Source organism: Spirosoma knui (assembly GCF_054780635.1).
Genome location: NZ_BAAGVY010000007.1, coordinates 324,993 through 339,748, shown reverse-complemented (window position 1 = coordinate 339,748; position 14,756 = coordinate 324,993). Strand labels below are relative to the sequence as shown.

The 14,756-nt window shown below is 47.6% G+C and carries 12 protein-coding genes; 2 read left to right on the top strand and 10 right to left on the bottom strand.

The window, feature by feature from the left end; genetic code table 11:
- Window positions 1-71: 71 nt before the first annotated feature.
- The 10 genes from ACYVIY_RS16695 to ACYVIY_RS16650 all read right to left on the bottom strand — a co-directional run bounded on the left by ACYVIY_RS16695 (window position 72) and on the right by ACYVIY_RS16650 (window position 12,662).
- Window positions 72-1,193 (bottom strand): hypothetical protein, encoded by a 1,122-nt coding sequence (locus tag ACYVIY_RS16695; protein ID WP_460977514.1) that lies wholly within the window; start codon window positions 1,191-1,193, stop codon window positions 72-74.
- Window positions 1,190-2,368 carry a site-specific integrase gene (locus ACYVIY_RS16690; RefSeq protein WP_460977513.1) on the bottom strand — a complete coding sequence of 393 codons (1,179 nt, stop codon included), beginning with the start codon at window positions 2,366-2,368 and terminating at the stop codon, window positions 1,190-1,192. Before ACYVIY_RS16690 ends, ACYVIY_RS16695 begins: the two co-directional genes overlap by 4 nt.
- A gap of 785 nt (window positions 2,369-3,153) precedes the next feature.
- Window positions 3,154-4,797, bottom strand: coding sequence for a sensor histidine kinase (locus ACYVIY_RS16685; RefSeq protein ID WP_460977512.1), 1,644 nt, complete (start codon window positions 4,795-4,797; stop codon window positions 3,154-3,156).
- A gap of 89 nt (window positions 4,798-4,886) precedes the next feature.
- Complete coding sequence (locus ACYVIY_RS16680; protein WP_460977511.1) at window positions 4,887-5,330, bottom strand: BLUF domain-containing protein; 444 nt, start codon at window positions 5,328-5,330, stop codon at window positions 4,887-4,889.
- A 698-nt stretch (window positions 5,331-6,028) separates the two neighbouring features.
- Window positions 6,029-6,568: a T9SS type A sorting domain-containing protein gene (locus ACYVIY_RS16675; RefSeq protein ID WP_460977510.1), complete on the bottom strand. Its 540-nt coding sequence runs from the start codon at window positions 6,566-6,568 to the stop codon at window positions 6,029-6,031.
- A 1-nt stretch (window position 6,569) separates the two neighbouring features.
- Complete coding sequence (locus tag ACYVIY_RS16670; protein ID WP_460977509.1) at window positions 6,570-8,765, bottom strand: beta strand repeat-containing protein; 2,196 nt, start codon at window positions 8,763-8,765, stop codon at window positions 6,570-6,572.
- 390 nt (window positions 8,766-9,155) lie between these two features.
- The gene (locus ACYVIY_RS16665) at window positions 9,156-9,974 is read right to left on the bottom strand and encodes a metallophosphoesterase family protein (protein ID WP_460977508.1); all 819 of its coding nucleotides are present in this window, start codon (window positions 9,972-9,974) and stop codon (window positions 9,156-9,158) included.
- An 8-nt stretch (window positions 9,975-9,982) separates the two neighbouring features.
- Entirely contained in the window at window positions 9,983-10,381 is a 399-nt protein-coding gene (locus tag ACYVIY_RS16660) for a fibronectin type III domain-containing protein (protein WP_460977507.1), read from the bottom strand.
- A gap of 182 nt (window positions 10,382-10,563) precedes the next feature.
- On the bottom strand, window positions 10,564-11,970 hold the full coding sequence (locus ACYVIY_RS16655; RefSeq protein WP_460977506.1) for a sensor histidine kinase: 1,407 nt from the start codon (window positions 11,968-11,970) through the stop codon (window positions 10,564-10,566).
- Entirely contained in the window at window positions 11,967-12,662 is a 696-nt protein-coding gene (locus ACYVIY_RS16650; RefSeq protein WP_460977505.1) for a response regulator transcription factor, read from the bottom strand. The genes ACYVIY_RS16655 and ACYVIY_RS16650 overlap by 4 nt, the downstream gene beginning before the upstream one ends.
- 140 nt (window positions 12,663-12,802) lie before the next feature.
- On the opposite strand from ACYVIY_RS16650, the gene ACYVIY_RS16645 reads away from it, so the two are divergent.
- Both ACYVIY_RS16645 and ACYVIY_RS16640 read left to right on the top strand, forming a co-directional pair.
- Entirely contained in the window at window positions 12,803-13,273 is a 471-nt protein-coding gene (locus tag ACYVIY_RS16645; RefSeq protein WP_460977504.1) for an adenine nucleotide alpha hydrolase family protein, read from the top strand.
- An 11-nt stretch (window positions 13,274-13,284) separates the two neighbouring features.
- A complete protein-coding gene (locus ACYVIY_RS16640) occupies window positions 13,285-14,697 on the top strand; it encodes a SulP family inorganic anion transporter (RefSeq protein WP_460977503.1) in 1,413 nt (470 codons plus the stop codon).
- Window positions 14,698-14,756: the final 59 nt, after the last annotated feature.

Here is a 14,756-nt window from a genome sequence, read left to right as displayed (position 1 = left end):
CAGGTCTGTGGGGTACATCTTTGGTCGGATTAACCCATAAGATAGGCTGATTCTGTCTTTTCAGACCCTTGCTAGACCATTTTTAAACAGGTTCTTACTTGCTTTGAAACAGAATAAGGTCCGACCGATTTATGATAATCAGCTAACCAATTTTGCAATCTCGTTAAAATACTTTTATAAAATAGATAGGATTCTTTCTCATTTAACCCTCTTACTATGTTATCCAGATTTGCATAAGTGTCCTTTGACGCGTACCCACGAATCATAACTTTGAAGAACTCTTCTACAAAATCATCATGCTTAGAAAAAGTATTCGTTCCCATTACGCTTCCCGATTGATTATATCTTTTCTTAAGTATTTCTAAGTATCGTAGATAGCAAACAGCGTGAAATATTACAACTTTATTTAAGCCGCTCATAACACCTTCTGTATAGCCAATCATATCAAAATCTCTACCTTCTACGAGTTCTCTAAATTGTTCGATTTTTCTTTTATAGGTGTATGAGCTACGGCTAATTTTTTCTAATTCTTCGTCGGACTTATCATATTGACTTATAACTTTCCTGATCTCTTTGTCAAGTAATATATCCGGGTATAAAGCATTTTTCAAGCGAAAATCAATATCGTTTCTCAAAAAATCATAACTATCCTTGTGCAAACTTTGCGAGCCACTAACAAATAGATATTCTTCGTTAAAAGAGTTAAGTACATAGTCAGTCCAACTTTTTCGCTCTTCTTGGTTTGCGGGTGCTACTGACACAGCATAACTTTCAGCGGAATCTTCAAACGGAAAAATTTTGTCGAAGATGCGTCCATAAAAGTGTTTTTGAAAGTACAATACCTTTTCAACATAATCGTCTATTTCTGATACACTTTCTTTGAATTTTTCAAATTTATTTAAGATATATTCTTTGAGAATTTTTTCCTTATTGGCATCATAGATTTTTTTATCATTCCTACATAAAGCACAATTACAATATATAGAAAATAATTTTTCATCATTCATTGTCTTTACTGAGAGATCACGTTTCTCAAACAGATTGAAATAGCTATCAAAAATTTGAATCTGAGCTTCAAATCCTTCTTTACTTAAGACTTCATGTTTGAATTTTTCTAGATTGAAAGTATCAGAATGTTCGGGTAGTAAGTCTCTGATCAAACGGTTTTGATCATCGTAATGAAAATTCTTCATATGGCCTCGGCTGCATGTTCTCTTTGATTATTCCAATGCATTTTGAGCAACTTGGCGTGTTGCTTGGAATCTACTTTGATGTAGCTGAGAAAGGCTTTTTCTGTTCTATGTCCGGTAATAGCCCGTATTGTGATTGTTGGAACGCCTTGCAAATACAAGTTAGTAGCAAAGCTTCTGCGTTGGGCGTGGGTACTGACCAACTGCCATTTTTGAAAGCATTCAGAAACCCGTTCCGTACCACGTTTGCGGTTTATAATTACGGGACTATCCAGCCGGGCAAGTTTAGCAATATCTTTCAGATACTCGTTAGCTTTCTGATTGCTCAGTACGCGGGGTAATTGACCGTCGTACTTTTTCAGGATGGTTTCTACCATCGGATGAAGCGGTATATACACATCGTCGTACATTTTCTGAGTACGTATCTTGATGTACTTACTACCCTCTTCCTCAATGAAGTGGCCTGATCTTAGTTCGGCCATATCGGAATACCGTAAGCCAACCCAACAGCCAATAACGAACATATCCCGTACTCTGTCCAACTTAGGCTGACTAACCAAGTAGGTATTGTAAATCTGATCTATTTCTGATTCAGTTAAATAGATGTTATCCGCTTCATCATTGAGCGTCTTAAAGCCTTTTTTCTTGAAAGCAAAATTTTGGTGCAAGTCTTTCTCAGCGGCATCATTTAACACGGCCTTCAACGTCCTGATATATTTCCCTACAGTATTATTGAAAAACCCGCAGTCATTCATCAGGTAATTCGTAAAGTCATAGTAGAAGTCAAGATTGATACTTGCAAAATCAACTTTCCTTTTACGGGCTTTTGCGTAAGCCTTTAAATGGTTAAGCGTTGTCCGCTTGACCTTCAAACTGGACTCCTTTTGCAGATTCGTGTATTCCTGAATATAGGTTTCAAAGAACTCAAACAAGGTAGGGTTCTTCTTTTCACCCTTTGGAAACAGGGTTTGTAGAAACCCGTCTCGTACCTGATCGACGGTTGGCCGTTTGAAACCCTCAGCCAATAGATTACTATAAGCCGTTTTAGCCGCTTCTTCAATCTCCGTTAATCGGTCATTAAATTCATTGTAGCCTGGAAACTGCTTAGTTGCCCTTGCCCGTTGATTATTGGGGTTCCAGTAGAGCGGATGAATCTTTTTTTCGGTCGGATAAACCAACCGTTTATTATTGAAACGAACAAGTAAATGAACTTTCGTTTCTTCGTCCGCGTCGGGGTCACGCAGGACAAACGAAGTCGTTGCCATACCACTAAAGGGGTTTGTTTGAGGTATAGCAAATATATCAAAAACTTAATTTTGTTGACGGGTTTGTTGACGGGTTTCTTTAGTTTAGTTTGTTTTTTCTTTGTTTCTCTTATCCTTAGTAAAGCTGTAACATCCTATTTTTCAGCACATTTAAACTAAATCAGTAAAGACTAAACAAATAAGGTGTTGGTCCTGGCTGGCCCACCCTCTTAATTAGCCACTTAACAGAAATGTTGGGTGGCTTTTTTTATGTACTTGCAATACATTTTCAGCACTACCAGGTTAATGTACAAATGCCCTTCTTTCCAGTTTGTTGTTCTTGAATATGTGGAAGGCTTTCCTAATGGTGAGACAAGAACATCTTTACATTCTTCTCAAAACGACTGTATTCAACTAATCAGTCTAATGAGAAGCCACACCCATTGAAGTTGAACGCAGCTTTTGTATGCGGTTTACGGTGCCGGTCAAATCCCCAGGTAAAAACAAAGGGTATGCCTTAAATCATTCACCAACACGCTCATGGCCGCTAAGCAGGCAACCTGGAGATCGCAACGAAACGACTTCGCAGTTACAACGTATCAACGGGTAAATAGTGCCTTTCTGGGTTGACTACCTTCATTCCAATGTCCATTTAACCCCAGCAACAGAAACGTACTATTAGCCAGCCGGTGAGTTGATACCTGTTTCGTCGATTATCCTTAAACAGGCAGATAGACACTAAACGTGGCTCCCTGACCAGGTTGACTGCTGCCCGTTATCGCACCTCCATGATTGGTCACCACCCGCTGGCAGATGGCCAACCCAATGCCCGTACCCGCAAACTCGCTTTGCTTATGCAAGCGTTGAAAAATCTGGAAAATGCGATCGATATATTTGTCATCAAACCCGATTCCGTTGTCGGTTATATCGATACGGTGATACATGGACGTATGACGAGCGGGTTTGATGGTAGATGGGAGCTGCGAATAGCTAAGGTTCGTATTCCGTATGCGTATGTGTGGAATGATAAGTGTTCCATCGGGACCAACGCGACTAAATTTTAACGCGTTAGTCAGCAGATTCTGGAAGAGTTGGCCCAATTGAACAGCATCGCCCCTCACCACTGGTAAGGGGACTTTATCAATAACAGCCTGGGTTTCCCCAATCACCAGTTCCAGGTCGATCAATGTCTGCGATATGATCTCATCTAACGCCACATCTATCGCCACCTGCTGACGAGTAGCGATGCGGGAGTAGGTTAACAAATCCCGAATAAGCTTGGACATACGGCCTGCCGCCGATTGCATTCGCTCCAAGTAGTCAGCCCCATCGCCTAATTGGGCTGCATAGTGACTCTTTAACAGGTCGCCAAACTGCTGAATCTTGCGCAGCGGCTCTTGCAAGTCATGCGAAGCCACGTAAGCAAACTCCTGTAGATTGTCGTTGGAACGTTTCAGATCTTCGTTTGCTTGGGTTAACTCCTGCGTACGTTGTTCTACTCGGAGCTCCAACTCCTCAGATAATAGTCGGTAGCGCTGCTCACTTTCTTGCAAGGAAAGGACTTGAGCCGTCACATCCGTAGCCGTGTTAAGAACACCGTAGATCGTACCGTCCTGAGCATATACCGGATTATAGGCGAAGTTGAACCACGATTCCTGCCACTGACCATCCACCGCTACGCGGGCGGGCGTCTGAGTCCGTTGATAGGATTCACCGGTCTCATAGATCCGTTGTAATAGATTGATTATCGACTCTTCCGCTACGTTGGGCATAACCTGTTGCAAAGGTTGGCCAATCACCGACTCGTCGACCCCCCAAATCTGCAACATAGGCTTATTTGCGGTTTCGATGATGCTATCTGGCCCCACAAAAAGGACAGTAGCCGTTGGCGAGTTGAGCACCAGACTACGAAAACGCGCCTTGCTGATTTCAAGTTGTTGCCTCGTCTCCACCTGCGCTGTTACGTCACGCACTACGCCTGACAAACGATAACTCGCGCCCATAATATCGACGTAGGCACGACCTTGGGCATGAAGCCATCGTACTGAATTACCCTCAGTACCCGCTGTTCGAAACAACGCATCGTAATAGCCGGCAGATGACAGGTCGAGTGCCGTTTGTATGGATTGGTCTACCTGTAGCCGATCCTTTTCATTCACTAGTGCTAAAAACTGCTCATAGCTGACAACAGTGTGTCCGTAGGAATCGTAAAGCTGCTGACAGCGCTCGTCCCACCATACCTGCTGCTGGCCAACGTCCAAGTTCCAAGTGCCTACCTGAGCCGCCTGAATGGCATAACGCAAGCGTTCCTGTTCAGCCTGACGACCGGACCAGAAAGGAAATGAAGTAGATTGTTCTGTCATGAAGTGACTTGGCTCGAGTGCCTAGGCAGTAAACAGACTTGGCGATGCATTTAGTCACTGTCTGACGTTAATGGACCAATGTACGTAATTTAGAGTAGATCTGGATTTACTTTTTGACGGCTATTGAGGTCGAAAAAACCTTTGAGCATGCGTACGACCACGGGCTGATCGGCGTCCCAGGCGGCTTTGTGTTGAGGGTCAATAGGGATGATGTCACTGACCTCCTCGTACTGCTGAGTAGTCAACGTTTCGTAGCCCATGTACCAATCGTTGAATAGTCTCTGGGTAATGGGTTGGTTGATCACGGTACGAACGTCCGTATGGCGTGGATCAGCCTGAATGCTCTCGTACAGACCTTCAACGGCCTGTTGCTGCCCTTCAAGCACTTGTACGATATGCCCGTTTATGTAGAGCAGCACGCCTGTAATACCCAACCGAGCATTTTTCTCCCGACTAAAGCTAACAATCTCAACAACGACTTGCTCGGTAGTTGTCGGGGCAGCCGAACTAAAGTAGGTGATGCAGTAATCCATTTTATCGTTAAAGATTGACCAAAAATTCTCAAGCAAAAATAGGGCGAATTGTGAACTAATTCTGACTGTATGGTCAAAATACTATATTAACAGTGTTTCTCGCTTCGGCTGGAGCGAAGCTGGTTTATGGGTTTGAAAAAATAGGGCACCAAGCCATAGCTTTGCCAAAATTCAAGAGTGAATATTCCGGAGGCAACTGACCCACTTATGACGGAACATGCCAACTCGGGCATTTCGGGGCAAACTCACCCACCCTTTTTTCGGCTAGGAATCGCGTCAGCGTTGTAGTTTTTGAAGTTAATTGACCGCATCGGCGGTACGCCCCGGCTATGGCTAGTAACCAAGTTGCCAGGCCAAATTCTGCTCAAACAGTAGCGTAAATTCATCCGAGACATTGTCCGATCGCTCGCAGCACCATTCGGGGCGGTCTACACCTTTTTCCCCAAACGGATCTGGCTGACCCACAAAATTTAGTATAACGTAGGGCAAATCAGCGCACTGTATGGCTTTTATTGAGTATGTTGACGGGTTATTATGTAGTCTTCAGGGAACACTCCTCGAATAACGTTGGCTTTCTGGAGAATGACAGGAATACTCGACTGTAAAATCATGACCTTTCCAAGCGAAGTATTCCGTGGCTGATTAACTTCCAGTCGTATACCCTCAACGCTGGCCCTCTGCCAGCCCATTAATCACCTCTATTTGAGGATGATACGTTTCGACAGGCGTTCTCCACCTACATCCAGGGTGCATACGTAGGTTCCTGTAGGCAAGTTTCCCGCTCGCCATTCCACCTGATGCTGTCCCGTTTCCTGCTGTTGGTCGACTAGGTTGCTGACTAACCGCCCCTCGGCATCGCTGATAAACAAACGGGTACGCCCTGTTTTAATTAATTGATACGTAATCCGCGTTACGTCGTCAAACGGATTGGGATGGGTGGTTATGCGCATCGACTCAGTCTCCGTTTCCAGCCAAGCCAATCGAGAAACCGCTTCCGGGTACGCGGTGAAAACGGAACCAGGTTTAGCGTCAAACCCAGCCAGAAGAATAACCGTTTTTCCCGCTTTATACACAACAGGTTTAGCTGACGATACGGTGTTACGCGCAACCAGTGTCGTAGTCGCCTGCTCAAGCGATCGGGGTTGGTACTCTTGCGTCAGAACCCGGTCAGCGGCCACCGGCTGAGCCATACATCGTAGGCCCTGAAGTAAGACAGCTAGAAGTAGTAGCTTCTTCATGTTAGTTGCGTTTGTTTGTCATTAACGTCTCGACCTGTTGTTTCAGCACTTGATTTTCTTTCTTCATTTCGATCAGATACAGGGTTAACTCCTCGATCTTCGCCAGCAGTTTAGCATCGGTCTGGTGCAGATCGTTGCCTTTCTCTACCATTTCTTTAGCCGATGGTACGTCTGGCAGATGTTGGTTCGCTTTAATATATTGCTCAACCTCCTCTAGTGGACGTAACGAATAGGTAGGTGCAAACACTTTATCCGACCAATCATCCGTGTTCTTGACGGCGACCTTAACTCGTTCGGTCAGAATACCTTTGCTCACAAACAGATTGTACTCCGAAGGCGTAGTCGTTACCCCCTGACCGATAATGACCGCTTCGCCCTGTGTACTTTCCAGATAAGGGCCTTTACGTTGCCAGAGCGATTCGGTGGCAGCAGAACGACCAGCTCCATTGATACTGCCTAGTACTACGTCGCCCTGAGCATTCACCGTTAAGAATTTGGTTTGATTAAGAGCTGATGCCGTCGAGCCAGCAGTAAGGTTGGTTAGCCGTAATCCTGAGGTACCAGACGTACCTGAAACGACTTCCAGCTTGGCAGCCGGAGCCGACGTACCAATGCCTACGTTCGCATCGCGGCCAAGAATTACCGAATTAGAGGCTGTAGCCTGCGCATTATAGCCCAGAACCGTAACGTTCTGCAGGGCGGAGCCTGTTGGAACACCAGCGCTGTGACCTACGAAGGTGTTATTACTGCCGTCGACGTTTTCCATCCCGGCGTACGATCCAATGCTTACATTATTGGCCCCACGCTGATTTTTACTGCCGGCAGCCGAACCAATGTACACATTGAAGTTGCCTTCCGTATTGGCAAAACCAGCCCCGTTTCCAATGAAATTATTGTTGGCTCCTACAGTATTACCTTCACCCGATGAGCTACCGATAAACGTGTTATAATTGCCTACGGTATTACCGAATCCAGCCCGTTGTCCCAGAAATAGGTTCGCGGTGCCATTATTGTTGTTAAACCCGGCTGTCTGTCCGATAAATACGTTAGCCCCACCGGTCTGGTTATTACGACCCGCCTGATACCCCAGAAACGTATTCTGACTCCCCGTACTGTTGCCATAGCCGGCCTGATGGCCCACAAAGAGGTTGAAGCTGCCCGTCGTATTGAAATGGCCGGCATCAAGGCCGTTTAAGACGTTAAAACTGCCGGTTGTGTTGCTGTAACCAGCGTAGGCTCCCGTAAAGACGTTGAAGCCACCCGTTGTGTTTGAAAAGCCGGTTTTGCTGCCCAGAAAAACGTTGTTCGAAACGGCATTATTGAAACCGGCCGAATCGCCTAGCGCTACGTTGTTGCTACCGGTTTCATTACTGTATCCAGCGTGAACCCCTACATAGGCGTTACTATGCCCCGATTTATTAAACAAACCGGCTCTTTCTCCCAAAAAGGCGTTATAGCTGCCGGTCGTTGTATTAAAGCCCGTCAACCAGCCAACAAACGCATTGTTAACACCGGTCTCGTTTCGACCGCCCGTCTGTGAACCGACAAAAACGTTGTTATAACCCGATCGATTGTTAAAACCAGCCTGATTCCCCACAAATGTATTTTCTCCGCCCGTCAGGTTGTTGTATCCTGTTGAACTTCCCAGAAACGTATTCGAGCCGCCTTCGGTAGTGGAGAAGCCGGACTCGTGGCCAATGAATACATTGAATTGGGCTGTTGTGGCCCCGTACCCCGCGTTGAAGCCGTAGTACGAATTGAAGGCCCCTGATGAGTTTAACGTACCGGCATTGGCACCGGTAAATGTGTTTTTGATGCCGTTGACATTCAAAGCACCGGCACCATTTCCAATAAACGTATTCTCACTTCCTTCAGTGGTACTTGTACCCGCTGAGTTGCCCACAAACGTATTGTAATTCGCACTCGTATTTGAGCGACCAGCCTTGTAACCCATAAATGTATTCAGACTGCCTCCTGTATTACTTCGGCCGGTTTCAAAGCCTACGAATACATTACCCCCTCCAGTTAGGGCCAGGCTAGCCGCCTGAATACCGACCACCGTATTCTCAGAACCCGGTCCCGGAGAACTGGGGCCAGTTACTACATAATTGTTCTGTGCCCAGATGAGATTTGTCGAGCTTAGCAAGAATAGGCCAGCCAGTAGCCGCCGACCGGATAGTACCGTATACGTGTTCATAGATCAGAATGGAAGGATTGAAAGTTTACTACAATGGATGAGAACTCCACCAGAAATTGAGAAGCAATCCGACGAATAGGGATTGCCAAAATGTTGCTGATCAGCCTAATCGGACAGGGTCAGCAGCCGCTCGCTACGTATTACACAAACATACAATGCTACCAACGCCATTTATTAGTTATGTCTCAAATTTGATAGAAAAAGTCCTAAATTCGATAATACTTATCAGTGTTCTTGATACCTTAATAGCTAATAAATAAGATTGACAGAGATCACTTACCGAAACCAGTGGGTACAGTACGTCATACCATCACGGGTGTTGTACCCGAATCAGCTTAGGAATGTCTTAAGGGCTTGGTGCCGAGTTGTCGATTAGCGCACCAGCCAGAATTATGTACGGGCCTTTTTAAGAAGCGTATACTTACCCACGACCTCACCATCGTCACGAATCATTTTAAGCGTAAGCTCCTTAGTCGTGGCATGGACTTTTATCAGGGTGCGGTTTCCTTCCAGCGGTCCTCCACCAATCACGATCGGGTAATTATGGGTAGCATCCGGGTCATACGTACCATAGCGATGCGTATGACCCGAAATCTGAAGATCAATGTTGGCTTTGTTCAACAGCGGTCCAAACACCTGCTGGCAGTGCATTGGGCCGTGCCAATCGCCGGAGTGATACGGCGAGATGTGAATCAGGACGATGCGGAACGGCGCTTTTTTGAAGGCGGCACTCTCTATTTCTTTCTCCAGCCACTTCCGCTGCGTGTCGCGGTAGCGGTCAAAGGCTGATAATCCACCGTACTCAACGTTGTCGTCGGCTTTGTCTTCTCCCGAATCGAGGATGACGAACCGGACGGGCCCGCGGGAGAAGGCGTAGTAATAATTGCCTTCCGGATACGCGTAGTAGTTGGGAATATGCCGGGAAAAACTACCCCGGCACTCGTGGTTGCCCTGGGTTAGGATAAACGGTTTTTCAGAGGCAAAAATATCGACCGCTGGTTTGAGCAGGTGATCAACCATCTGGCTTTCCTGCGTAACCCAGTCAAAGCAGTCCCCGTTGAACACGACGAAGTCATAGTCGGGCTTGTTGCCCGTGTACCCATGTCGGTAAAGCAGTTGAGGAATAATCTGGGGTCGGTCATGAATGTCATTAAACACCACCAGTTTCACCTCCTGCTCATTCTCCGCGGGTGATTTGAAGGCATACATGGGACTGGTTATGGTTCGCCAAACTCAACCTTTGCGCCTTTGTATCCCAGAATTTCGGCGGAAACGATTTTGTATTTATAATCCGTGCCCGGCTTAAGGTCGGTCAACGTGATTTTATTAACTCGGTTATTCGCTTCGATCAGACCGTGGTTGTAGCCCACCTCCCGTTTACTTGTGTACGTACCCGCTCCGTATTCTACCCAGCTAAAACTGTTTTTGTGGGTGATCCACATGATCGTTACCTCATAGCTGCTCATGTTTTGCAAATAGGGTCCGACCACAAAATGATTCTTCTCCTCAATCGAACCCGCGGTTGCGTCATCGGCCAGCGCTGAGGAGCCGGGCAGCAGACTGAGGGCACCAATCTGCGACATTTTTTCAAGAAACGAGCGTCTATCTGAAAGCATACGGGTAAGAGGGCTAGCCGTAACGAGCGTTAACCGGCTGTGCGGTTTAGTCCTGAAAGGCGGCTCATGAACCGCCTGCGAACGGTTGAGCTACCAGTGCTAAAAGTTGACTGATTAACGAATCTAACTACGTCCGTAGCGCTTTCGAATCAGATTGCGGCCGTTAACAGTCGCAATCCCCATTAAGCAGGATTAGGGTTAGGTTTTGCGTACGTAACAGCAGGCCCTATCGAAGGAAATTGAACGCGTACGGTAGTCCCTACATTCAGTCTCGACGATACATGCAGCAGTCCGTTATGCAGCTTAATAATATTTCTGGCCAGGGGTAGCCCGATGCCGTAGCCCTCGTACAACTTCGTGTTAGACGCCCGGAAAAAGGGGTCGTAAATGAACTGTATTTCCTCTTCGGGAATTCCCACGCCCTTGTCCTGAATGATCAGAACCACTTCCTGAGCCGTAACGCCGATGTGAACCGTTACGGGTTTGTTGTTCGAGTATTTACAGGCGTTATTCAGCAAGTTAGTCAGCGCCAGCTGCAGGAGTTGCCGGTTCCCGTTTATTTTAAGCTTCCTGGGATCTTCGGGCAGGTATTGAAAGTCAACCTGAACGTGATTATGCGGATTGAGTTTGTCGAGCAGAGCCTTCACCTCCCAGATCAGTTCATCGATCCGGATTATGTCAAAATTTAGCTTTTTGCCGTTGAATCCGATCTGGGCCAGTGATAATAGCGAACGGGTGATTTCATTCAGCCGCTCGGCCTGCGTCAGAATGTTACGCAGAGCCAGTTGGTACTCGGCGGGTTGGCGTTCTTTTTTCAACGTAACGTCGGCTTCGCCAATAATGGAGGTGAGCGGTGTGGCCAATTCGTGCGAGGCATTCCCAATAAAGTTTTTCTGAATTTCAATCGACGTCTCAATCCGATTAAGCAAGTCATTGAACGTAGTGGTCAGCTCCCCAATCTCGTGGCGGTACTCTTTTTCTTCTAATCGCAGATTGATGTTTTCCGTGCTGATATGCCGAACCCGGTTGGTAATTTGCTTGATGGGTTCGAATACGTGTTTTGAAAAATAAAACGACATGTAAACCGTAACGATGGACGCAAGCAGAATACCCAGTCCCAGTACATTTCTCAGGAACCGCAGGTGGTGGTTCATGTAATAGTTGTTGGCCGACACGACAACAATATGGTTTCGCCCCGATGCGCTAACCTTCACCCCGGCAAAAAACTTGGTACCTTCCTGGGCCGTTGCCCGACCCTTCGTCAGAATCCGCTCGACCAGAGAAACCGGTAACTGATACGTTTCAGCCAGCGTACCGGCCGCAACGCCATCAACAGCCGAGAGTATGTATTCTTTTTCCCCATCCAGCCGTTCGAGGTGCTTTTCGCGGATGGTGCGGTAGCTCTGCGCGTTTCGCTTATCAAGCGTTAAGTTGTAGCGGGCAGAAATCGTAGCCCTTGTCTCCAGGCGCTTGTAAAAATCACCGTACGCATAGTTGTTCTGAAAAAAGTATACACTGAGACCAAACAAGGTCAGGATCGCTAACCCATAGGCAACCAGCAGGAAGGCAAGTCGGGTGCGGGTGTTCATGGCTCTTTCAACACATAACCCATTCCAACTACGGTATGGATGAGCTTAATTGACGCACCCGTGTCCAGCTTTTTGCGGAGGTAGTTGATATACACATCCACCACATTAGTGCCCAGATCGAAACTCAGGTCCCAGGCCGCTTCCAGCAAATCAATGCGCGAAAGTACCCGTCCCTTATTTCTGATCAGGGCAAGCAGCAGCCGGTACTCGGTTGCCGTCAGTTGAATGGGTTCGTTGTTTCGGGTTACGGTTTTAGCCGTGTCATTCACTTTCAGGTCGGCCAGAACGTACTGGGTGATATGCGGACTGGCTTCGGGTTCGCGCGTCCGGCTGGCCCGGCGAAGCAACGCGTTTACCCGCGCACTTAGCTCGATAAACTTAAACGGCTTAACCAGGTAATCATCCGCCCCGCTGTTTAAGCCAACCGCTACGTTCTCAGAGGTGCTCAGGGCCGTCAGGAACATGATCGGTATTTCAATCTGGCTGTTGCGAAGTTCCTGGCAAACAACTAACCCATTCATATCGGGCAGCATAATATCCAGAATAATTAGATCGAACGACGATTCAAGGGCCATCCGGATTCCGGTGGCTCCGTCGAAGGCGACAGATACCGCGTAGTTGTCTTCGGTCAGTCCCCGACGGATAAATTCAACGACGCTTACTTCATCTTCGACCAGCAGGATACGCTTCATTAAGTGGTTTTGCTGTGGGTTAATCAATAAACGCCCCAACTCCGGTAATTCTTATCGTATTCTAATCTTGCTCTTAATGACCTCTAATGCACGGCCGGGACTTTCGTGTCGATAATAATTCAACGCTAATAGTTAGGCAAATGACAATCTTAGTTCCGATCGATTTCCGGGTTGCTTCTCTAAATACACTCCGTTGGGCACTTGAACAGGTAGATGCGCCATCGGTCAACGTAGTGCTGCTGTATTGCGAACGGCTGGACGATTCCATTACTGAACTGCTGTTCTATTCGCCCAAACGGATCGTCAAAGACTTGATGACGCCGGATTTTGAAGATGCCATTAACATTCTGATCAATCATTTCGAGAACAAGATTGGCGAGCTAAAAATAGAGCTCTTTCACGGAAAGGTACAAAGTACGTTCGATACGCTGCTCGACACACTCAAAATAGATAAGATCTACCTGGCCCAGTTTTACCAGTTGCAGCTCCCGAAACAAGCTTTCGATCCGCTGCCGTATATCCGGAAAACCCATATTCCTTACCGGGAGATCGCCTGGATTCCGCAGGAGGTTTTGGTTCATCAGGATAGCCTTGAACACCTTTTCCTATAACCCTTTCGCGTATGCACCAACCCTTCCTACCAACCACGCCCGCGGGCCGGTTGAAGCTCTTCTTCACCTTTCTGGACTCCCGCTGGGAAGACCTGACCAAAGACAATTGGGCCAGGGTCGTGTATCGGGATTTTAGCGCCGGCCTGATTGTGGCCATGACCGCCATTCCAATGGCGATGGGCTTTGCGATGGCGATGGGCATGCGGCCCGAAAACGGTATTATTGCCGGAGCGTTGGCCTGCATCGTCGGTCGAACGTTCGGCGGCTCGAAGTATCAGGTCTACGGCCCTACAGCCGCCTTTATCCCCGTCATTGCAGCTTTATTTGCAAAATACGGTCCGGCCAACGGAGGGGATTTCGCGACGGCGCACAGCTTCCTGGTGCTCGTCTCTATACTAGCCGGTATCAGCCTGATTCTTATGGGCATTTACGGATTCGGGCGATACGCCCGACTGGTACCCAATTCTATTATTGTGGGCTTTACCATTGGCATTGCCGTTTCCATCGCACTCACCAACCTGGAGGATATTCTGGGCATTGAATCGTTCGCCAGCCTGATGGGGCAGGACGAGGACATAAAAGGCGGATTATTGAATAATATGCGCGTGGCTTCCCATAACCTGTATAAAGTTAACGGGTGGTCTATTCTGCTGGGTTTGTTGACGTTCGTGGTAGCCAGGGGGGTGCTACGTATCTCAATTTTTATTCCCGGTCCTTTGATTGCGATGGTGCTGGCTACCGTGGTATCAGCCACGCTGATGACCGACAAAGGGATTGTGCTGGTGCGGGACATCTATGGCTCCATTCCCAACAACTTTTTCATCCTGACGCCCCCGGTCATGCCCAATTTCAGTATGTCGGTGCTCTTTGATATTCTGTACTTTGTTGGGGCGATTGTGTTTGTATCGGGTGTGGAAAGTATCCTGTGCTCGTCTATGGCAGACCGGCTCGCCAACAACCGGGGAACCCCGTTCAACCCCGACAAAGAGTTTTTCGGGCAGGGCCTGGTGCAGATCATCACTCCCCTGGTACAGGGATTTCCCTGCACGGGCGCCCTCGCCCGAACGGCTACCAGCATCAAAGCGGGAGCCGTAACGCCCCTGGCGGGTTATTTCAAGGCGGTGCTGAAACTCGCGCTGGCTTACTTCCTGGCGCGGTACCTGGAGTTGATCCCGATGGCCTGTATTGGTGGAATTCTGGTCTGGGTAGCCAGTAATATGATCAAACCGGCTGAGATTCTCGAAGTAAGCCGCAGCGGAAAATTTCATCTGTCCATGATGCTGTACACGGCGGTCATGGTTCCGCTGACGGACTTCCTGACCGGCGTATTGTCCGCTCTGATTATCTACTTCGTCGTTCAGAGATTTGGGACAAGCCAACGGATCAAGAAGACGGCGGTAGCCCAGGAAACCACGGTGGAGTAAAATTAACCTTGACCGGTAGCGCAAATGACGACCAGCCACCCCAATCGTGAACTGGCTTT